This is a genomic window from Novosphingobium sp. (assembly GCF_040079535.1).
Classification (GTDB): Bacteria; Pseudomonadota; Alphaproteobacteria; order Sphingomonadales; family Sphingomonadaceae; genus Novosphingobium.
The window spans coordinates 18,816-39,228 of the sequence record NZ_JBEBKB010000004.1 but is presented as its reverse complement, the minus strand read 5'-3'; the positions used below and the strand labels follow the sequence as shown (position 1 = coordinate 39,228).

15 protein-coding genes and 1 tRNA gene are annotated in these 20,413 nt (G+C 62.7%); 8 read left to right on the top strand and 8 right to left on the bottom strand.

The window, feature by feature from the left end; all coding sequences use genetic code 11:
- Position 1: 1 nt before the first annotated feature.
- From ABL914_RS02400 to ABL914_RS02390, 3 genes are read right to left on the bottom strand one after another with little or no spacing between them, the layout of a single operon-like run.
- A complete protein-coding gene (locus ABL914_RS02400; RefSeq protein WP_391561551.1) occupies positions 2–1,291 on the bottom strand; it encodes an amidohydrolase family protein in 1,290 nt (429 codons plus the stop codon).
- Positions 1,288–2,694 (bottom strand): amidohydrolase, encoded by a 1,407-nt coding sequence (locus ABL914_RS02395; RefSeq protein WP_391561620.1) that lies wholly within the window; start codon positions 2,692–2,694, stop codon positions 1,288–1,290. The genes ABL914_RS02400 and ABL914_RS02395 overlap by 4 nt, the downstream gene beginning before the upstream one ends.
- A 12-nt stretch (positions 2,695–2,706) precedes the next feature.
- Positions 2,707–4,275, bottom strand: a complete 1,569-nt coding sequence (locus tag ABL914_RS02390) for a peptide MFS transporter (RefSeq protein WP_391561550.1) — start codon at positions 4,273–4,275, stop codon at positions 2,707–2,709.
- A 181-nt stretch (positions 4,276–4,456) separates the two neighbouring features.
- Here ABL914_RS02390 and ABL914_RS02385 point away from each other — a divergent pair, with 181 nt between their 5' ends.
- From ABL914_RS02385 to ABL914_RS02355, 7 genes are all read left to right on the top strand, one after another.
- Positions 4,457–4,801 (top strand): GntR family transcriptional regulator, encoded by a 345-nt coding sequence (locus ABL914_RS02385; protein WP_391561549.1) that lies wholly within the window; start codon positions 4,457–4,459, stop codon positions 4,799–4,801.
- A gap of 191 nt (positions 4,802–4,992) precedes the next feature.
- Entirely contained in the window at positions 4,993–5,274 is a 282-nt protein-coding gene (locus tag ABL914_RS02380) for an integration host factor subunit beta (RefSeq protein ID WP_391561548.1), read from the top strand.
- Between the two features lie 229 nt (positions 5,275–5,503).
- A tRNA-Leu gene (locus tag ABL914_RS02375) sits at positions 5,504–5,588 on the top strand.
- A 152-nt stretch (positions 5,589–5,740) separates the two neighbouring features.
- Positions 5,741–6,394 carry a PilZ domain-containing protein gene (locus ABL914_RS02370; protein WP_391561547.1) on the top strand — a complete coding sequence of 218 codons (654 nt, stop codon included), beginning with the start codon at positions 5,741–5,743 and terminating at the stop codon, positions 6,392–6,394.
- 56 nt (positions 6,395–6,450) lie between these two features.
- Positions 6,451–8,067 (top strand): NAD(P)/FAD-dependent oxidoreductase, encoded by a 1,617-nt coding sequence (locus ABL914_RS02365; RefSeq protein WP_391561546.1) that lies wholly within the window; start codon positions 6,451–6,453, stop codon positions 8,065–8,067.
- A 51-nt stretch (positions 8,068–8,118) separates the two neighbouring features.
- A complete protein-coding gene (locus ABL914_RS02360; protein ID WP_391561545.1) occupies positions 8,119–8,538 on the top strand; it encodes a GtrA family protein in 420 nt (139 codons plus the stop codon).
- 4 nt (positions 8,539–8,542) lie between these two features.
- Positions 8,543–10,354, top strand: a complete 1,812-nt coding sequence (locus ABL914_RS02355; RefSeq protein ID WP_391561544.1) for a hypothetical protein — start codon at positions 8,543–8,545, stop codon at positions 10,352–10,354.
- On the opposite strand, the gene msrB is transcribed toward ABL914_RS02355, so the two are convergent.
- The 4 genes from msrB to ABL914_RS02335 form a co-directional block, all read right to left on the bottom strand.
- Positions 10,341–10,835 carry a peptide-methionine (R)-S-oxide reductase MsrB gene (msrB, locus tag ABL914_RS02350; protein ID WP_391561543.1) on the bottom strand — a complete coding sequence of 165 codons (495 nt, stop codon included), beginning with the start codon at positions 10,833–10,835 and terminating at the stop codon, positions 10,341–10,343. The two genes, ABL914_RS02355 and msrB, sit on opposite strands and share 14 nt — an antisense overlap.
- Before the next feature lie 55 nt (positions 10,836–10,890).
- The gene (locus ABL914_RS02345; protein ID WP_391561542.1) at positions 10,891–12,225 is read right to left on the bottom strand and encodes a cytochrome P450; all 1,335 of its coding nucleotides are present in this window, start codon (positions 12,223–12,225) and stop codon (positions 10,891–10,893) included.
- A gap of 113 nt (positions 12,226–12,338) precedes the next feature.
- Positions 12,339–13,562, bottom strand: a complete 1,224-nt coding sequence (locus ABL914_RS02340) for an ABC transporter permease (protein WP_391561541.1) — start codon at positions 13,560–13,562, stop codon at positions 12,339–12,341.
- Positions 13,559–14,527, bottom strand: a complete 969-nt coding sequence (locus ABL914_RS02335) for an ABC transporter ATP-binding protein (protein ID WP_391561540.1) — start codon at positions 14,525–14,527, stop codon at positions 13,559–13,561. The genes ABL914_RS02340 and ABL914_RS02335 overlap by 4 nt, the downstream gene beginning before the upstream one ends.
- Positions 14,528–14,595: 68 nt before the next feature.
- Here ABL914_RS02335 and queG point away from each other — a divergent pair, with 68 nt between their 5' ends.
- On the top strand, positions 14,596–15,666 hold the full coding sequence (gene queG / locus ABL914_RS02330) for a tRNA epoxyqueuosine(34) reductase QueG (protein ID WP_391561539.1): 1,071 nt from the start codon (positions 14,596–14,598) through the stop codon (positions 15,664–15,666).
- A 30-nt stretch (positions 15,667–15,696) separates the two neighbouring features.
- Here queG and ABL914_RS02325 read toward each other — a convergent pair whose 3' ends face one another.
- Complete coding sequence (locus ABL914_RS02325; RefSeq protein ID WP_391561538.1) at positions 15,697–20,379, bottom strand: NAD-glutamate dehydrogenase domain-containing protein; 4,683 nt, start codon at positions 20,377–20,379, stop codon at positions 15,697–15,699.
- Positions 20,380–20,413: the final 34 nt, after the last annotated feature.

Here is a 20,413-nt window from a genome sequence, read left to right as displayed (position 1 = left end):
TTTACCAGTCATATGCCTTGGGCAAATCGCCCTCGGTTGGCGTCAGATAGCGATCGCGCAGCCGGGTCTGCCGGTTGGTGAGCGGTTGCTCGACCCCGTCGATATAGACCGCAAGCACGCCTGAGCCGGCTTCCAGCGGATCACCATCCCAGATCACCACATCGCCGGCCCGGCCCGGGCGCAGCGATCCGATCTTGTCACCCATGCCCATGATCTCAGCCGGGCCAGAACTGATCGCGGCAAAGGCCTGGCCCCAGCTGAGCCCAGTGGCCCCCGGCAGCCTGGTCAGCGCGACAAGATTGCCGGCATATTGCGGGGCATAGCGCGGCTGATCGCCAAACGCCCCCAGCGCAACATTGACCCCGGCAGCTTTCATCCGTCCGACGTTGGATTGGGTTGCCCCGATCTGCTCAAACGAATTCGGCAGGTTGGTCAGCGGTGTGGCCAACACCGGCACACCAGCCCGGGCCAGTTCCGGGGCAACCATCCAGCCTTCCGCCGCTCCGACGATCACAATCTTGAGCGCCGGAAATTCGCGCTTCAGGCCCAATACCATGCGGATATCGGCGGCCCGTTCAACATGGACGTAGAGCGGCTGCTGGCCGGTTACCACCGGGATCAGCGCGGCAGCATCGGCGCGGGTCAGCAGGGCATCGAGGCGGCGCGGCCCACCCGGAGCCCCCGCCAGTTCGCGTGCTTCGCCCAATGCGCCGCGCAGCACCGCATAGGTCGCCGCCCGGCTGCCGCCAGCCCGGCGCGCGCCGGTTTCCCCCAGATCGACATACTGGAATGCGCGCGGCCGGTTTACGGCATCGCTATCTGCCCCCAGATCGATCACCGCGCCTTGCCCGCCAAAAATCGATCCTGTGCCGATCGGCGCCACCGCGGCGCGCGTAACCCCGCCGCCCCGGCTGACCTGGATCGGTTGGTCATTGGGATTGATCGCGACCGAGACATCCAGCGCCGCACTGAACGGCGATTTATCAGCATCGCTATCGTTGCTTTCATCCACCGCGCCAACATCGATCAGCCCCAGATCGGTTACCGCGACGACCAGCCCCGGCGTAACCCAGCGGCCCTGCGCATCGATGGTGCGCACACCGGCTGGCACCACCACGGCGGCCCCTGCGGCAATCACTTTGCCGCCCTGGACCAGCACGGTGCCATCCGCGATCGGTTCACTGCCATCGCCGATCACCAGCCGGGCATGGGTGATCGCCACATCCTGCGCCAGTGCGGGCGAAGCAGACAGCGCAATCAGCGCCGCCGCGCCAAGCAAGAGCCGTTTCATTTCACGTCTCCTTCGCCGGGTTGGCCAAGTTCAAAATCGGCCACCGGGCGGCGTTTGCGATCCTGTGCATCAAACAACAGTGCGCCATCGATCCAGACCTTTTCAGGACGGGTATAGGTGGACAGCGGATTGCCGTTCCACAGCACCACATCGCCCATCATCCCAGCGGCCAGGCTGCCGGTCATCTTTTCAACCCCAACCGCTTTGGCGGCGTTGTAGGTGAACCAGCCGATCACATCGGCATCGGGAATGTTGATCCCGGCCCGCCGGGCATCGCCCTGCGCCTTGGCGGCTTCCTGATTTAGCCGCTGGATGCCGTTTTCATCGTCTGAATGGATCACCACGCAGGCCCCGGCCTTCCACAGGATTCCGGCGTTTTCCGGGATCCCGTCATAGGCTTCCATCTTGAAGCCCCACCAATCGGCCCAAACCGCGCTGCAAGTGCCCGCGGCCTTCAGCAGATCGCCGATCTTGTAAGCTTCGACCGCGTGGTGGAATGCGGTAACCTTATAGCCAAATTCGCGCGCCATATCGAGCACCTGGGCCATTTCATCGGCGCGGTAGCAATGGTTCTGGATCAGGATATCGCCGGCCAGCACCCCGGCCAGCGTCTCCATTGCCAGATCGCGGCTTTCCAGCTTTCCGGCATCGCGCTTGGCACGATATTCCTGCGCCTTGATCCAGGTTTCGCGGTTGACCGCAAAATTGCCCATCCGGGTCGATGGCGTTCGGCCCTTGGCCCCGTAAACCCGTTTGGGATTTTCACCGCAGGCCATCTTCATGCCATAAGGCGCGCCGGGAAATTTCATCGCCTGAACGGTGCGGGCATAGACATTCTTGAGCACGACCGAGCGCCCGCCCATCAGGTTTCCCGATCCGGGCAACACTTGCAGGCTGGTCACCCCGCCATTGGCGATGGCCCGCGAAAATCCCGGATCCTGCGGCCAGACCGAATGTTCGGCCCAGACCTGCGGGGTGGTGGGATCGGTCATTTCGTTGCCATCGCTATGGGCATCTACCGAAGGACTGGGATAGACCCCCAGGTGGCTGTGAACATCGATCACGCCCGGTGTCACGAACTTGCCGGTGCCATCGATCCGCAGTGCATCGGCCGGCACATCCAGATCCGCCAGACTGCCCGCCACGGCCGCGATCTTGCCATCGCGGATCAGGACCACGCCCTGTTCAATCCGCCCGCCGCGGCCATCAAACACGGTTGCCCCGGTGATCAAAGTGGGCCGCCCGGCATAGGGCTTGTACGTGGACGGATAAGGATTGGCGTTGAAATCGCGCGCCGCCTTTACCGCGGGGCTATCTTCCTTCTTGTCCTTGGCAACCCCTGCCCCGGTTCCGCCCAGCACCAAAGCCAGAGCGGCGGCGGCGAGCAGAGCCACTTTGCACATGATCATCCTGTCTTACTCCGCTTTGGGTTCTACGCGATCTTCAAGCGTATCGAGGTGCATCCAGCGTTTGACGATCGGGCTGAGTAGCAGGACCGCAATTGCCACGCCGATGCTGATCCAGCCAAACAGCTCGTAAATATCGAGCAGCCCTTGCTTGGTCATCGCGCCGCCTTCTCCGCCGGTGGCTTCACCGATTTTTCCAGCCACGAAATTGCCAACCGCCGTCATATAGAACCAGGCCCCCATGATCAGCGATGCCATGAAGCTTGGCGCCAGCCGGTTCATCGCCGAAAGGCCAACCGGAGACAGGCAGAGCTCTGCGGTGGTCGCCAGGAAGTAATAGGCGAAGACCAGGAAAACCGGGGTCATCGCAGCGGCGCCATAGGCTTCTGCGCCCCAGACCAGCACAAGATTGGCCAGCCCCATCTGCACCAGCGCCAGGCCAAATTTGGCCGGAGCCGAAGGATCCTTGCCGCGCTTGCCAAGCCACATCCACAACGCCGCAAACAGCGGGGCAACCAGGATGATGATGATCGGATTGATCGACTGGAACAGCGAAGCCGGAACCCCGCCGCGATCAACGAAGCGATCGGTAAACAGGCTCATCGATCCGCCAGCTTGTTCGAACAGGCCCCAGAACAGCGGATTGAGGCTGATCAGGAACAGCACGGCAAACATCCGTTCGCGCGGTTCCTTGGGCAGCTTGAAGGTTTCATAAAGCACGTAGCCCAGCAAGCCGACGCCTGAGACAATCAGCAGGCTTTGGATAACATCCTGGTACTGGACCAAGGCCCAAATGACCGCGACCGACGCCAGGCCAACCGCATAGAGCAGCATTTCCTTGGATTTGCTGAGCGGCATGGGTGCTTCGCCAACGCCATTAAGCGCGCCTTTGCCCAGCACGAACACCACCAGCCCGGCCAGCATGCCGATGCCTGCCAGACCAAAGCCATAGCCCCAGCCAATCGTTTCCCCAAGGTAGCCGACCATGATCGTGCCGATCGCCGCGCCCAGATTGATGCCCATGTAAAAGATTGTGTAGGCCCCATCGCGGCGCACGTCGGTAAGCTTGTAGAGCTGGCCGACCATCACCGAGATATTGGCCTTCAAGAAGCCTGAGCCGACGATGATGAACGCAAGCGCCAGCCAGAACACATTGATCGTCGGATCGCTTTGCCCGCCAACCCCTTCAACCGCCATCAGGCTGTGCCCGGCGGCCAGCAGCAATCCGCCGAACAGCACGGCCTTGCGCTGGCCAAGGTAGCGATCCGCCAGATAGCCGCCCAGCACCGGGGTGATATAGACCAGGCTGGTATAGGCCCCATAGATCAGGTTGGCCTTGCCATCGGCGAACAGCCAGTGCTTGGTCAGGTAGAAAATCAGCAGCGCACGCATGCCGTAATAGGAAAATCGCTCCCACATTTCGGCGAAGAACAGCATATACAGGCCCTTGGGGTGGCCTGCAAATTCCGGCTCGCTTTGCGTGGCAACCTTAGCGCCGATTGCCAGGAAAACGCCGAGTACGGCAACCGCGATCGCCGCGATCCAATCCGCCTCGCTCCACAGGCCCATATCTTTCATGAAAAGCTCCCCGAATTGTCCCATTGTGCGGCCGATCGATGCAGCCGCTGCATGGGCCGGGAGACTAGCCGTGATTTCGCGCGTGTGAAGCGAAATGTGTCAGCGTTGTTGCTTTGTTGCGCATTGCGCAAACCAGCCCAAATCGCTTGCCTGACCCGCTGTATTATGGCACTGATGCACCATGCCCGAATCCAGCAAACCCGTATATCTCAAGCTGCGCGATCTGATCGCTTCTGCGATTATTGATGGCACCTATGATGAAGGCGCGATGCTGCCTTCGGTGCGGGCTTTCGCGGCGCAACAAGGTGCCAATCCGCTAACCGTGGCCAAGGCCTATCAGCAGTTCCAGCTGGATGGCCTGGTTGAGGTGCAGCGCGGGGTTGGCATGTTCGTCGCCCGCGGCGCGGCGGCAAAACTGCTGCAGAGTGAGCGTGATGCCTTCCTGCTGCGGGAATGGCCCACGCTGCGGCGGCGGATTGAACGGCTGGGGATCAGCCCGGCTGCGCTGTTGGCTGAGCAGGCCTGATCGCCTGGCCTGATCGCGGCGCAGGGTTAATACTTGTTAACCTCAGATTAAAATCGCGATTGCTTCCTGCTGACAGTGATGGCAGTATCCTTGCTGTGCAGTGCTGCTTGCACCGGGTCGGAAGCTGCGCCGCGCTCTTTTACCAATCAAAACGGATGGCCCTTGCGGGCGCATCCGGTGGAAGGCGTGCAATGATCCGATCCGAACTGCTGGCAGCGCTGGCCCGTGAAAATCCCGGGCTGCGTCTGGAAGAAATCGAAAAAATCGTCGGGACTTTCTTTGATGAAATGTCCGCCCGGCTGGCCAGTGGCGGCCGGGTTGAACTGCGCGGCTTTGGCGCATTTTCCACCCGCGCCCGCGATGCCCGCACCGGCCGCAACCCGCGGACCGGTGAAACGGTTTCGGTTCCCGGTAAGAAAGTACCATATTTCAAACCCGGCAAGGAAATGCGCGCGCGCCTGAACAGCGACTAGTTTTTGTCCGCCTGATGGCGGTGCGGACGGGCATCCGTCCGTCCTTGCACCACCGGCCCGCTCCCCCACCCGGCCACCCATAGGATAACCCTAGGATTGGGTGGCCGGGAGGGGGAGCGTGCCGGTGGTGCAAAGCCAATCGCGCAGACGCTAATAGCGCATCCAGACAGCAAACCTTTCAAACCAGGGCTGGATACCCCCGCTGCACTGCCGTAAGGCCGTGCCTGAAGCGGACGTGGCGGAATGGTAGACGCCGGGGACTTAAAATCCCCTGAGCCTTGCTCGTGTGGGTTCGAGTCCCACCGTCCGCACCAATATCTTGAAGTGGGCTTCGCTATCGCGGGCGCAACGCCGGCCCGCTCCCCACGCAGATTCCCCTAGGCAGCGGTTGACCGGAATTTCGCCGCGTCCGGCTAGCTCCGATCCTGGCGCTACGCCCTTTTCTGGTGCGGCGCGAAAGGATCCAATGGCCCGCAGGAAAGCCGCCAAAGCCCCGGAAATTGCCCCGCCGCACGATCAGCGCGAAGCCCAGCGCTTTACCCTGATCCTGCGCGCCGGAAAACTGGTGACCGCCCAGGGCGAATTCCTGTGCATATTGCGCGATGTTTCCAGCGGCGGGCTGAAAGTGCGCCTGTTCCACGCGCTTGATCTGTCTGCCCCGTGCCAGATTGAGCTGGCCGGCGGCGAGCGCTATGATCTTGCGCCTGCCTGGCAGGATGGCGCCCACGCCGGCCTGCGCTTTGCCGGTGGCCCGGTTGATATCCCTAAGCTGCTGGAAGAGGCCGGACCGTTCCCCAAACGCTCGATCCGGATCCACTTGCCCCGCCCGCTGCCGGCCGTGCTGCACGCCGGCGGCCTGGCGTTTGACGCCGCGCTGCACGATATTTCGCAGCACGGCGCGGCGCTGGCCTGCACAGAATGCCTGCCGGTCGGTCAGTTGGCCGAAATCTGCGCCGATCAGCTTGGCACGATCAAGGCCCGCGTCCGCTGGCGGCGCGGCACCAGGTTCGGGCTGGTGTTTCAGCAGAGCTTTCGGCTGGACGAACTGGCCCGGCTGACCGCGCGATTGCAGGGCTTGGCCGCAATCAGCCCCGAACCAGCAGAAGTGGCCGCCTGTTAACCAGTGATTAGGCAATTTCCTTCACTTCTGGCTGCGCACTTCAAACGGGACAATTCATGAGCCAGACTGTGATCGGATCGGACAAAGCGCGGTCCAAGGTTGTCAATGTTGACGTTGCGATCATCGGCGCCGGGCCGGCTGGCCTGACTGCGGGCTATCTCCTGACCAAGGAAGGCCTTTCGGTAGCGATCATCGAAAAGGACGAAACCTATGTCGGCGGGATCAGCCGGACGGTTGAGCATGAAGGCTACCGGTTTGATATCGGCGGGCACCGGTTCTTTTCCAAAAGCGCCGCGGTGGTCGATCTGTGGAACGAAATTCTGCCGGATGATTTCATCCAGCGCCCGCGGATGAGCCGGATCTATTACGAAGGCAAATTCTACTCCTATCCGTTGCGCGCCTTCGAGGCGCTGTGGAACCTTGGCATCGTGCGCTCTACGCTGTGCATGCTAAGCTTTGCCAAGGCGCAGGCTTTCCCGAACAAAAACGTCAAAAGCTTTGAAGACTGGACCGTCAACCAGTTCGGCTGGAAACTCTATTCGATCTTCTTCAAGACCTATACCGAGAAGGTCTGGGGCATGCCCTGCGATGAAATGAGCGCCGATTGGGCCGCCCAGCGAATCAAGGGGCTTTCGCTGTGGAGCGCGGTGATCGATGGGCTGAAACGCAGCCTTGGCCTCAACAAGCGGCCCAATGACGGCCAGGAAGTGAAGACCCTGCTCGAAACTTTCCGCTATCCGCGCCAGGGGCCGGGCATGATGTGGGACGCCGCGCGCGACAAGATTGTGGCGACCGGCAAAGGTGAAGTGCTGATGGGCCATTCGCTCAAGCAGCTTGCCCCAACAAACACTGGCGATGGCCAGGACGGCTGGCGCATGACTGCCAGCCATAGCGGCGGCGATACGATGATTGCTGCGCGCCATGTGATCAGTTCTGCACCGATGCGCGAGCTGGCCGCGCGGCTGCATCCGCTGCCCCAGACAACACTCAACGCGCAGGCCCTGCGGTATCGCGATTTCCTGACCGTTGCGCTCAAGATCCGGGCCGATGAGGACATGTTCCCCGATAACTGGATCTACATCCACGACAGCAAGGTCAAAGTCGGCCGGATCCAGAACTTCCGCTCGTGGTCGCCCGAAATGGTGCCTGATGAAGGGGTGGCCTGCGTTGGCCTTGAATATTTCTGCTTCGAAGGCGGCGCGCTGTGGTCGATGAGCGATGACGATCTGATCGCATTGGCCGCCCGCGAAATGGCCACGCTTGGCCTGGTTTCAGCCGAACAGGTGATCGGCGGCGCAGTCGTCCGTCAGGAAAAAGCCTATCCGGTTTACGATGAAGACTATGCCCACCACGTTGCAGCCATGCGCGCCGAGCTGGAAGGCAAGTATGCCACGCTGCACCTGGTTGGCCGCAATGGCATGCACCGCTATAACAATCAGGATCACGCGATGATGACCGCGATGCTGACGGCCGAGAATATCAAGGCCGGTGCCCGGGTCTATGACATCTGGTGCGTTAACGAGGACGCCGAATACCATGAAGCCGGCGCTGAAGGCGCCGAAACGGTGATCGCCGCCCCGGCCAACGCCGCGCTGAGCGAAGATCAAGCCGCCGCGCTGGCATCGCTTCGCGATGTTCCGGCCCGGATCGCCAAGAACCGCAAAGCGGCCTGATCGGGAACCGGGGAAGTGGCGAAGGCAATGGCGAGGGCAATGGCGAGGGCAATGGCCAATCTGCTTGAAAAGCTGCGCGATTCCCGTTTTTTGCGCTATTTTGCCGCATCCTGCATCGCGCTGGCGATCGATTTGGGAAGCTTTTTCCTGCTGCTGAAAACCCCGCTTGCCCCCGGGCTGAGCGCGGCGATAGCCTATTCATTGGGGATCGTGGCGATCTGGGTTTTGCTAAGCCGCGCGGTTTTTACCGATGGCACCCATGGCAGCGGGCCCGCCCGTACCCAGCAAAAGGCACTGTTCCTGGTATCATCATGGGGCGGCCTGGCCTTGACCACCGCAATCGTTTCCGCCGCCGATCTGATCCAGGCCGATGTCCGCCTGTTCAAGGGTCTGGCCGTGATCTTCAGCTTTGCGTTCAATTATTTCGCGCGCAAGCATCTGGTCTTTACCGCCCACCGCAAAGTGGCCTGATCGGGTGACCGGGCGGGATCACACTGCAAGCGGGGCCAGCTTCGCCAGACTGTCACCAATCCCCTGGCGCGCTTTTGCCTATAGCTGGATCGGTGTCTCTGCCGTGCTGGCGCTGGCCTACCTTGGCCGGATCGCGGCGCGCGAATTCTTTGATCCCGATGATGCCTTGCGGCTGGTGCAGGTCCGCGATCTGCTGGCTGGACAGGGCTGGTACGATCTTGCCCAGCACCGGATTGATCCGCCCGGCGGCACGCCGATGCACTGGTCGCGGCTGGTTGATCTGCCGCTGGCGCTGGTGATCGCGGCACTGACCCCGCTACTGGGCCAGTACGGGGCGGAAACCGCTGCGCTGGTTGCCATTCCGCTGGTTACGCTGGGCTGTGTAATGGCCTTGGCGATGCGGATAGCGGCCCGCTTCTTCGATCAGGAGGTTTCGGTTCTGGCCGGGCTTTGTGCGGTTCTGGTACCGGCAACCCTGGCCCAGCTGACCCCGCTGCGGATCGATCATCACGGCTGGCAGATTGCATGCGTGATGCTGGCGGCGGCCAGCCCGATGCTGGTCCGCAGCGCCAATCATGCCGCCGCACTGGCCGGGCTGGCGATGGCGCTGGGGCTGACGATCTCGATTGAGGGACTGCCGCTTGCTGCAGCTATCGGGGCGGTTCTGGCCTGGGGTTGGCTGGCCTCTCCCGCTACCGATCGCCGATTGGGCTGGTACATGGCCGCACTGGCGGGCGGGCTGGCCGTGCTGTTTGCGGGCACCCGCGGCCCGGCGGCTTTGCAGCCATGGTGCGATGCGATTGCGCCCGCTCATATTGCTTTTCTGCTGACTGTTGCGGCGGTAACCGGCCTGACCGCCGCCTTTGCCCCGGCCCGGCGCGGCTTTGCATTGGCAGCTTTGGCCATCAGCGCAGCCGCCGGGGCGGCGCTGTTTTACACGCTGGCGCCGGGCTGCATTGGCGCTCCCATGGGGCAGATGGATCCGCTGGTCTATCAGCACTGGTACCGCAATATCGATGAAGGGATGCCGGTGTGGCATCAGGCGCCGGGGCAAGCCGCCGCCGCCGGAGTGCCGGTGCTGTTGGCGCTGGCCGCGTTGGTCCTGCTGTGGCGGCAGGCGCATGGCACCGACCGCCGGTTGCTGGGCGAATATCTGGTGCTGTTCGGGGCAGCACTGCTGACCGGCCTGCTGGTCTGGCGCTCAATCGCGTTTGCCGGGGCGCTGGGCGCGCTGGGCTTGGGCTGGCTGCTAAACCGGATTTTGACATGGGCCCGGCAGGATCCGACAGCGCACAGGCGCGGCGCACTGCCGCTGCGCTATCTTTCGCTGTTTGCTGCGATACTGCTGGTGGGGGCATTGCTGCTGTGGCCATCCAGCCCCGATCAGGCGGCCCGATCACCCGTGGCCAAACTGGCCGGAGCCAGCTCAGGCTGCGATCTGCCCCGCAGCGTGGCCCGGCTTGGCAAGCTGCCGGCGCAGACGGTATTCGCGCCGCTTGATCTGGGACCGGCGATCCTGGCCGGAAGCCACCACGCGGTTGTCGCCAGCAGCCACCACCGCGCCAATCTGGCGATCCGCGATGTAATATCTGCGTTCATTGATAACCCGGACAAGGCCCGCGCCATCGCGGCCCGCCACGGTGCGAGCCTACTGGTGCTGTGTGCCAGCGCGGCCGAGCCGAACACCTATGCCCACCATGCCCCGGGCGGATTGATGGCCGATCTTCTGGCCGGGCGGGTTCCTGATTGGCTGGTTCCGATCGATCTGGGCCAGCCCAAAGGCTTCAGGATCTACCGGGTGATCAACCAGCCCTGAAAGCCAGCGCATCGCCGTTCATGCAATAGCGTTTGCCGGTTGGCTTTGGCCCATCGCTGAAGACATGGCCCAGATGCCCGCCGCAGCGCGAACAGTGAACTTCGGTCCGCGGTGTGCCGGTTTCCCAATCAAGCGAAGTGCCAATCGCCCCTGACAACGGTCGCCAGAAGCTGGGCCAACCGGTGCCGCTGTCATACTTGGTATCGCTGGAAAACAGCGGGTTACCATCGGCGGCGCAAACAAAGGTGCCCTTGCGGTGCTCCTTCAGCAACGCCGAAGAGAAAGGCCGTTCAGTGCCGCGCCCGCGCAGGATATGATATTGCCTGCCGGTCAGCCGCTTTTTCCAATCAGCATCGCTGAACTGCACCGGATAGCTTTTGGCTTCAGCCGATGTCCCGCACGCCGCCAGCGCAGCGGCCGCAGTGCCTGCGCCCAGCCAGGATAACATCGCACGCCGGTTCAATACGCTATCTGTAGTCATGGCTACCTCCGCTGGCAGGTTCGCTGGCAGCTGGCAAAAAGTTGCAGCGCCGCGATCAGAATTTTTCGATTGTGGTTTCCAGTGTGCGGAAACCGTGGACGAAATTGGCCCGGACCCGTTCAACCTTGCCTGTGACTTTCACCCGCATCCGGCGGGCATGCATTTCTTCCATCAGGATCTTCAATTGCAGTTCGGCCAGTCGCGCGCCAACGCAGCGGTGGATGCCATAGCCAAATGCCACATGGCGCCGCGCATTTTCCCGGTCCAGAATCAGCTTGTCGGCATCCGGGAACACCTCTTCATCGCGGTTGGCCGAAATGTACCACAGGACAACCTTGTCACCCTTTTTGATCTGGTTGCCAAACAGTTCGGCATCGGCCGTAGCCGTGCGCCGCATGTGCGCCAGCGGGGTCTGGAACCGGATGCATTCCTGAACGGCATTGGGGATGATCGAAGGATCGCTTTCAAACCGCGCACGCTGATCGGGAAAGCTGTCAAGCCCGTGGATGATGCCAGACATGGTGTTACGGGTGGTATCGTTGCCGCCCACGATCAGCAGGATCAGGTTGCCCATGAATTCCTGCGGGCTCATATCCTTCATCGCATCCGAATGGATCATCATCGAAATCAGATCGCGCTGGGGCGGCTTGCCCATCCGGTCGATCCACAGCGTCTTGAAGTACTGCGCCATTTCGCCAAACACTTCCCAGCGGGTATCGTGCAGCTCCTTGGCAAAAGCCAGTTCGGTGCCGCCGGCCCAGTCTGACCAGAAGGTCAGCAAGCGGCGGTCTTCCCAGGGGAAGCCGAACAGGATCGCCAGCATGCCGGTGGTCAGCTCGATCGAAACCTTGTCCACCCAATCAAATTGTTCACCCCACGGCAGGCTATCCAGCGTGGCCGCGGTGCGCATCCGAACTTCGGCGGTCAGGTGGGCAATCTCGGCCGGGGTAAAGGCCGGGGCAACAGTGCGGCGCTGGCCGGTGTGATCGGGCCGGTCCATCGCGATGAACATTGGCAGGCGGCGCTCTTCCAGCCGGGCCGGATCGATATCGGCTGGCGGATCGCCAATCGTGATCCCGCCCTTGTCCCACGACGAGGAATAGAGTTCCGGAAACGATTCGACGTGCTGGACCGCCTTGACCGTGGTGACATTCCAGTAATCGCCATAAGGCGTGCCGGTAACCTTGTTGACCGGGGCGTTGGCACGCATCTCGGCGAAAATCGGCTGCCAGCGGTCTTCTGCGTAAATGTCAGAGCGCGATACATCGCGCGGATCGGTGTGGACCGGCATATCCGGCGCATGATCCTTAAGCCAGGCATCGAACGCGTCGGTTACGGTGGGCGATGTGCGATAGACGAACTGTTCGGGGCTTGCTGCCTGGGTAGCCATGTCTCAATCACTCCCGCCTAAGCGTGTTTGCCAAATACGTTGCGCACAAAGACTTATCTCGCCGGACTTACCGAAATGTCAATAGCGGCTCGGCGAACTGCCGGATCGCGGCGTCAGGCAGGGGCGCGTTGCCAGAACCGGCGTTTGGCTGCGCCGGTCGGTCCGCTCATCATCACGCGCCGTTTGAACAGCATGGCCCCGCCCCGCACCAGCAGCGCAACCCACATCAACTGCCACACCAAGGCCAGCCCATGCGGCCACAAATCGGGCGATTGCGCGGCCTTGGCCAGCATGGTGAAGGGTGAAGAGAACGGGATCGCCATCGCCAAAGTCTCGATCCAGGTGCCGGTCTTGGCCATCGCATAGTTGGCAAAGAAGAAATTGATCAGCTGCAGCATCGTGACCGGCATCGACAAGGTCTGCACCTCGCGCACGGTGCTGGCCATCGAACCGATTGTCAGGAACAGTGATCCCAGCACCAGATAACCCATCGCGAAATAGACGATCCCCAGGACCAGAAACACCGGCCAGCCCACTGCCGGAGCGGTAAAGTTTGCCAGGCTGTTGCCCGATGCCAGCCACAACGGCACGCCAACCGCGCCCCATACCGCAATCCCGACCATCGAAACCGCCAGCATCGCAAACAGCTTGCCCAGGAACACCGCATCCATCGGGACTGCCGCGGCCAGCACTTCGATGATCTTGTTGCCCTTTTCCTCAACCAGATTGGAAAGGACCATGCCTGCCAGGATCATCATCAGCATGAACAGCACGGTCTGCCCGATTTGCGCAGTAACCAGCCGGCTGCGCGATTGATCGGCTGCGGCGCCCGATGTGGGTGCCAGCTTGACCATAGGATAGCTGGCCGGATCTTTCGCCGCCGCTGCGCCTGCCAGCAGCGCCACCCGACTCTGCCATGGCCCGATCCAGCTGTCCGATCCGGTCAGCACCGGATTTTGCAGATCGCCCGATACCACTGCGGCCATATTGGCCCGGTTGGCCTTGAGCGCAGCGGCGGGATCGAATTGTTCGCCCGGGGCCAGCCGCTTGATCACCACCAGTTCGGGAACCATCCCGCTCAGCTCGCGGTCAAATCGCTTGGCGCTGGCTACCAGCGCATCGGTATCACTGGCCGGCATCGCCACACCCAGCACCGGGCGGCTGGCGCTTTGCTGGACGCTTTGTCCGATTCCGCCCGCCAGAACCCCGATCCCCAGCGTGAACAGCGGACCAAGCAGAAAGAAGATGAAACTGCGCGACCACAGGATTGCGATGAAATCACGCCGCGCCACCACCATGGCGGCTTGCAGGGTTGAAAGGCGTCCGTGCTGGCTCATCGCCGCTGCTCCTCTTCCTTGTCAGCTTCCAGCGCGCGGGCGGCTGCTTCCCCGGCAATCGCCACGAATGCATCGTGCAGCCCGGCGCGTTCGATCGAAAGCGAAAGGATCCCCGCTTCGCCTTCGATCAAGGCGCGCAGCAGTGGCTCAATCCCGCTGGTAGGCAGGTTGAAATACCAGAAACTGCCTTCATGGCGGGCATCGGCTGGCAGCGCCGCGCGCCAGGCCCCATCCTGCGCCCGGGTTTCCAGCCGCACTTGCGGACGGATCCGATCACGCGCCAGATCGACCGGCCCGGCAAACGGAACCTTGCCCCCGGCGATGATCGCCACTTCATCGCAAAGCCGCTCGGCATGGGCGATCACGTGGGTGGAAAAGATCACCGTGGTGCCTTTTTCCGCCAAGCCGCGCATCATCTTTTCAAGCTTGCCCTGATTGATCGCATCAAGGCCCGAAAACGGCTCGTCAAACACCACCAGACGCGGTTCATGGACCAAAGTGCCCAGCAATTGCACCTGCTGCGCCATGCCTTTGGACAATTGCCGGATCTGGCGCTCGATCGCATAGCCAAGGCCGTGCTCTTCCAGCAGCGCCTTGCCGCGCCGCCGCCCTTCGGCCAGCGGAAGCCCGCGCAGTGCGCCCAGAAAAGCAATCGCCTCGTATGTCTTCATAGAGGGGTAGAGCCCGCGCTCTTCTGGCAGATAGCCGATCGTATGCGCCACTTCGTGCGGCCGATCATGGCCCAGCACCCGGCGCGTGCCGGAATCGGGATCAATGATCCCCAGCAGCATCCGCAGCGTCGTGGTCTTGCCAGCGCCGTTGGGGCCCAGGATCCCGTAGATTGAGCCTTCCGGCACGCTCAGATCCACCCCGTCAACCGCGGTGAAGCCTTCGAACCGCTTGACCAGAGCGCGGGCTTCGATCGCCAGCGGACGAACCGCTGTCTCGTCCGCGTTGCCATGCATTTGCCAATCCCCCGGTTTCATGGTTGGGAGCGATAATGGCGGCCTTGTGAACAGGAGCAACAGGAAGTTTGGTTAACGCGGCAGAAATCGCATTGTTAAAGCACGATCTGGCGGCAGAGGCCGCGCGGCTGGGCTTTGCCGCCTGCGGAATCGCGCCCGCTGCTGAAAATCCGCAAATGTCCGTCCGGCTTGAACAGTGGCTGGGCGAGGGGCGGCACGGATCGATGGAATGGATGGAAAACCGGCTGGATCATCGCCGCAGCCCCCAGGGCTTGTGGGATGAAGCGCGCAGCGTGGTCGCCCTGGGGATGAGCTATGCCCCGGCGCGCGATCCGCTGGCATTGGCGCAGGTGCCCGATCGCGCCCGCATTTCGGTCTATGCGCAAGGCAAGGACTATCACGATACCGTCAAAAAGGCGCTCAAGGCGCTGGCCCGCTGGCTGGTTGCCGAAGCCGCGCGGCGCGGCCTGGGCGCGGCAGGGGTGAAGGTCTTTGTTGATACCGCCCCGGTGATGGAAAAGCCACTGGGCCAGGCCGCCGGGCTGGGCTGGCAGGGCAAACATACCAATCTGGTCAGCCCGGCCCACGGCAGCTGGCTGTTCCTGGGTGCGATCTATACCACGCTGGCGCTAGACCCTGATCGGCCGGGCGAGGATCGCTGCGGATCGTGCAACGCGTGCCAGATTGCCTGCCCAACCGATGCTTTTCCCGCCCCCTATCAGCTTGATGCGCGGCGCTGTATTTCCTATCTGACGATCGAGCACAAAGGGCCGGTGCCGCTCGAATTCCGCAGGGCCATCGGCAACCGGATCTATGGTTGCGATGATTGCCTGGCAGTTTGCCCGTGGAACAAATTCGCCAGCAGCGCACAGGCAATGCAGGCCTTTCTGCCCCGCGCCGAACTGGCAGCACCCAGCCTGGCGGCCTTGCTGGCGCTGGATGATGGTGCCTTCCGCTCGCTGTTTTCAGGATCGCCGGTCAAGCGGATCGGGCGGGGCCGGTTTGTCCGCAATTGCCTCTACGCGGCCGGCAACAGCGGCGATGGCGCGCTGCTGTTGCCGGTTCAGGCCTTGTTGCACGATCCCGATCCAGTAGTGGCCGAAGCCGCCAGCTGGGCACTAGGGCAGCTTTGCGCCTAGAGGTTGTTTCCACGTGAGTGGAACAGACTCTTAACGCGCCAGCAAGTTGCGCGCCTGGCTGGCGATCTGGGCCAGCATTGCGGGCGCGACCGGCATTGTGGTTTTCGCCCGCGCGATGACCGTGCGGAACTGGCGGATGGCAGAGGCCTGTTCTTCTGCCCAGCGTTCCACCGCCTTGGCCCCATCGCCCTTCTTGCCGGCATTGCGGCGCAGGAAATCAAGCCGCATCTGCTGGAAATCGCGCGCCAGGCCGTTGACCAGCAAGCGCTCCCACGGATCAGACGGGCTCATCCGGGCGGCAGTATGCTGGGCCCAATCCAGCCCCAGCCGCGCACCCAGATCGGTGAATGCCAGGGTCAGCGATCTGGTCGGCACGGCGCTTTCAAGCGCAAGCCGGGCCAGCCCGATCACCCCATCAAGATCAAACAGCCGCGCGGTCATGGCGGCCTCTGCTGCTGGGGCGCCTGCCGCAACCAGATCGGCCAGCATCCGGGCCGAATGGATCCTGGCTTCATCCGATAGCAACCGATCGAGATCACGGGTCAGCTCGCCCACCCCCGCTTCCAGTTCGGCCACCAGCTTGGATGGCGCCAGCGTGCCCGCGCCAACCCGCAGCAGATCGGCCATGTGATCGGCCACGGCGGAAGCCGCGCGATCAAACAGCAGGATCCGGGCCTGCTCGCTCATCGCGGTGGTTTCGATGGCTTGCCAGATCGCCGGCATGCCCAGCAACCGTTCGGCCGCGACAAATGCCGCGGTAACCTGCGCCAGCGTTGCGCCTTCTTCCTCGGCCAGTTCATAAGGATGGATCAGCCCCATCCGGTTGACCATCCGGTTGGTCAATTTGGTCGCGATGATTTCGCGGCGCAGGCGGTGTTCAAGGATATCCTGTTTGAACCTGGTCCGCATCGCAGCGGGAAACTTGTCCAGCAATTCATCGGCCAGGCCGGGATCATCGGGCAGCGCCGATTCTTCCAGCGCTTCCTGCAAAGCCAGCTTGGCCGAGGACAGCAGCACCGCCAGCTCGGGCCGCGAGAGGCCATGCCCATCGGCCGCACGGCGGGTCAGCGTGTCAGATTCGGCCAGCCCTTCGGTCTTGCGGTCAAGCTGGCCCATTGCTTCCAGCGTTTCGATCAGGTGCAACAGCGATGGCGTGGCGGCGGTGCCGCGGGCCTCGGCGATAGACAGGGCCAGCGCTTGCAGCCGGTTGTCTTCCAGCACGATATGGCCAACTTCGTCGGTCATTTCGGTCAGCAGTTTAACCCGCGCCGGCTCGCTTAGCCGCCCGGCGCGTTTGGCCCCGGCCAGTGCGATCTTGATGTTGACTTCGTTATCGCTGCAATCGACACCGGCCGAATTATCGATGAAATCGGTGTTGATCCGCCCGCCGGTGCCGCCCGCACCCTTCAGCGCAAATTCGATCCGCCCGGCCTGGGTGCAGCCCAGATTGGCGCCTTCGCCGATCACCTTGGCGCGCAGATCGCCGCCGTCGATCCGCAGGGCATCGTTGGCCGGATCGCCAACCTGCACGTTGTTTTCCACCCCCGCCTTTACATAGGTGCCGATCCCGCCAAACCACAGCAGATCAATCTCGGCTTTGAGGATCGCGGTGATCAGGCTGTCGGGGTCGATCGTTTCCTGGCCCAGCCCCAGCATTTCGCGCTGTTCCGGTGAAAGCGGGATTTCCTTGAGCGACCGGGCAAAAACCCCGCCGCCCTTTGAAATCAGCTTGGGATCATAATCTTCCCAACTAGAACGCGGCAGCGCGAACATCCGCGCGCGTTCCTTCCAGCTTTTGGCCGGATCGGGTTTGGGATCGAGGAAGATATGGCGATGATCGAACGCGGCGACAACCTGGATTGACTGCGAAAGCAGCATCCCGTTGCCGAACACATCGCCCGACATATCGCCGCAGCCCGCCACGCGGACCGGATCTTTCTGCACGTCCACACCCATTTCCAGGAAGTGGCGCTGGACCGACATCCAGGCACCCTTGGCGGTGATGCCCATCGCCTTGTGATCATAGCCCTTGGAGCCGCCGCTGGCGAAAGCATCGTCCAGCCAGAAATCGTGCTCGTCTGCGATGGCATTGGCCGTATCGGAAAAGGTCGCGGTGCCTTTATCGGCAGCGACCACGAAATAGGGATCCTCGCCGTCGCGGATCGTCACACCTTTGGGGTGCGCCACTTTGCCATCAGCAATATTGTCCGTGATCGAAAGCAAGGTGCGGATGAACAGTTTGTAGCTGTCCTTGCCTTCGGTCAGCCAGCCATCGCGGTCGCGCGCAGGATCGGGCAGCTGCTTGGGATAGAACCCGCCCTTGGCGCCGGTTGGCACGATAACCGCGTTCTTTACCCGCTGGGCCTTCATCAGCCCAAGCACTTCGGTGCGGAAATCATCGCGCCGGTCAGACCATCTAAGGCCGCCGCGCGCAATCACGCCCGAACGCAAGTGGATCCCTTCGACCCGCCGCGAATAGACAAAGATTTCGCGCCACGGCAGCGGCTTGGGCAGGCCTGGCACCAGGCTTGAATCGAGCTTGAAGGCCAGCGCGGCTTCCCCGGCCGGGGCAAAGGCATTGGTCCGCAGCATGGCTTCAACCACCGCACGGTATTGGCGCAGCAAGCGATCATCGTTGATCGCGGAAACCTTGGCCAAACCTTCGCGGATTGCATCCTGCGCACCGGCCTCGGCCTTGGCCCGATCGCCTTTGAAGGCTGGATCGTGGCGGCAGACGAACAGCGCGATAATCCCGCGGGTTACCTGCGGGGCATGTTGCAGCGCATCGACCACGGTGGGAATGCCATAGGTCATCCCGGCCTGACGCAGATAGCGATACCACGCCCGCAGCCAGTTGGCTTCACCGGCGGTCAGCCCCACGGCAACGATCAGGCGGTTGAACGGATCGTCTTCGGCATGGGCATTAAGCACATCGGCAACCGCCGCCTCAAGCGCTTCGGCGCGTTCAACCAGATCGATACAATCAAGCCCCTTGGGCACCCCCAGCGCGAAATCGTGGATCGTGCCCAGCCGGCCTTCATCCAGATCGGTCGGAACGTCCTCGATCACCCGGAAGCCAAAGTTCTCCAGTGCCGGCACCGTATCGGAAAGCGCAATGGCCCCGCTGCGCTGGTACAGCTTCAGCCGCAGTTCGCCCGGATCAACCGCATCGGCACAGCGCAGCCGCGCGCCGCGGCGGGGGCCTTCCTCGCCCTCATCAGCCAAGCGGCGCAGCCGGGTGATATCAATCGCGGCCTCTACCGGGCCATAGTTGCTGCGGTAAGCCGGCGGGAAGGCCTCGGCAAAACGGGCCGCGATGGCAGCGGCGCGGGATGGATCTTCGCTGGCGGCGATTTCAGCCTCAACCGCATCGGTCCAGCCGCGCACCATCGTCTGCAATTGCAGATCAAGTTTGGCCTCATCGGGCGCGGCCGCCCCTTCGCGCACGTCCAGCACAAACCGGATCATCGCCAGGTTGCTGCCCTCAACTTGCAGGCTCCAGTCAAGCACCGGCGCCTGGGCCGCGTGGCTCAACATATCGGCGATAGCGTGGCGGACCTGGGTGGAAAGCGCATCACGCGGCAACCAGACGAACGCGAACAGGTGGCGTTCAAGCGGGGCGTGGACCAGTGCCAGCCGCGGGCGCGGGCGATCGACCAGGCTCATCATTGCCATCGCGATCCGTTCCAGATCGGCATCGGAAAACCCGATCAGCAAATCGTGCGGCAATGCGGTTAGTGCATGAACCAGCGCCTTGCCGGCGTGACCATTGGGGGCAAAGCCGAATTTGGCCATCACTTCAGCCAGCTGCGCCCGCATCCGCGGAATTCGATCGGGCGAGGCCGAAAGCGCGGCGCTGGTCCAGACCCCGGCATGGACCGATAGCGCGGTAACCTTGTTGCTCTCAATCACCGGGACCAGAAACAGATCAAGCGGGACCCGGCGGTGGACATTGGCAATCAGGTTGCTCTTGATAATCAGCGGCACCCGCCCGCCACCTTTGCCCGCACCATCGAACCAGGCGAAGGCCCGGTCAAACGAAGCCGGTGCCAGCACCGCCTTGGCGCTTTTCTTGCAGATCCCCAATGCTTCGGTCTGGCTGCCATCGCGCTGACGGGTGACATGACCAAGCTGGGTCAGCATCCCATCCTTGAACCAGCGCAGCAGCGCCGCGCCTTCGCCATCGGCCAGGGCATCGGCATCGGCGCCCATCGCTTCCTGCATCCTGGGCCAATCAGCCACTGCGGCGCGGACATCGGCCAAAGTGGCGTTGAGCGCGGTTTCAAGCGAGCGGCGCAAGCGCGCATCGGCCCGGTCGGTCTCAAGATAGATCACGCTTTCCCGCTTTTCGCCGGCGGCGTGGGCATCCAGCACTTCCAGCAGCCGCCCTTCGCCATCACGGCGCACCGCGATTACCGGGTGAAGCAGCCGGTCGATGGTCAGGCCGTGGGCCGAAATCGTCGCCGCGATCGAATCAACCAGAAACGGCATGTCATCGTTAATCAGCGCCAGCCGCATAAAGCGTTCGCTGGCGGTGCCCGAAATCGATTCGATCATCACCGCAGCCGGTCCCGGTTCACGCTTTTGCGCAGCGGCCAGCACGAATGCTGCGGCCTGCGCCAGCCCGCCTTCAACAAACGGCGGATCGCCCGGAAGCATGGAATCCGCCAATTGCCCGGCCAGGGCCTTGCTCAACACCGACTTCGAACTCATTGCAAACGCTCCTCAGGCGAGCACTGGCCCCGCC

What these genes read in the sequence shown, in the direction of transcription:
- ABL914_RS02340 (WP_391561541.1), bottom strand. Translation starts at nt 13,562, where the DNA reads ATGAGCCAGCACGGACGCCTTTCAACCCTGCAAGCCGCCATGGTGGTG.
- ABL914_RS02365 (WP_391561546.1), top strand. Translation starts at nt 6,451, where the DNA reads ATGAGCCAGACTGTGATCGGATCGGACAAAGCGCGGTCCAAGGTTGTC.
- ABL914_RS02385 (WP_391561549.1), top strand. Translation starts at nt 4,457, where the DNA reads ATGCCCGAATCCAGCAAACCCGTATATCTCAAGCTGCGCGATCTGATC.
- ABL914_RS02380 (WP_391561548.1), top strand. Translation starts at nt 4,993, where the DNA reads ATGATCCGATCCGAACTGCTGGCAGCGCTGGCCCGTGAAAATCCCGGG.
- ABL914_RS02325 (WP_391561538.1), bottom strand. Translation starts at nt 20,379, where the DNA reads ATGAGTTCGAAGTCGGTGTTGAGCAAGGCCCTGGCCGGGCAATTGGCG.
- ABL914_RS02390 (WP_391561550.1), bottom strand. Translation starts at nt 4,275, where the DNA reads ATGAAAGATATGGGCCTGTGGAGCGAGGCGGATTGGATCGCGGCGATC.
- ABL914_RS02360 (WP_391561545.1), top strand. Translation starts at nt 8,119, where the DNA reads ATGGCCAATCTGCTTGAAAAGCTGCGCGATTCCCGTTTTTTGCGCTAT.
- ABL914_RS02345 (WP_391561542.1), bottom strand. Translation starts at nt 12,225, where the DNA reads ATGGCTACCCAGGCAGCAAGCCCCGAACAGTTCGTCTATCGCACATCG.
- ABL914_RS02335 (WP_391561540.1), bottom strand. Translation starts at nt 14,527, where the DNA reads ATGCATGGCAACGCGGACGAGACAGCGGTTCGTCCGCTGGCGATCGAA.
- ABL914_RS02395 (WP_391561620.1), bottom strand. Translation starts at nt 2,694, where the DNA reads ATGTGCAAAGTGGCTCTGCTCGCCGCCGCCGCTCTGGCTTTGGTGCTG.
- ABL914_RS02400 (WP_391561551.1), bottom strand. Translation starts at nt 1,291, where the DNA reads ATGAAACGGCTCTTGCTTGGCGCGGCGGCGCTGATTGCGCTGTCTGCT.
- ABL914_RS02370 (WP_391561547.1), top strand. Translation starts at nt 5,741, where the DNA reads ATGGCCCGCAGGAAAGCCGCCAAAGCCCCGGAAATTGCCCCGCCGCAC.
- msrB (WP_391561543.1), bottom strand. Translation starts at nt 10,835, where the DNA reads ATGACTACAGATAGCGTATTGAACCGGCGTGCGATGTTATCCTGGCTG.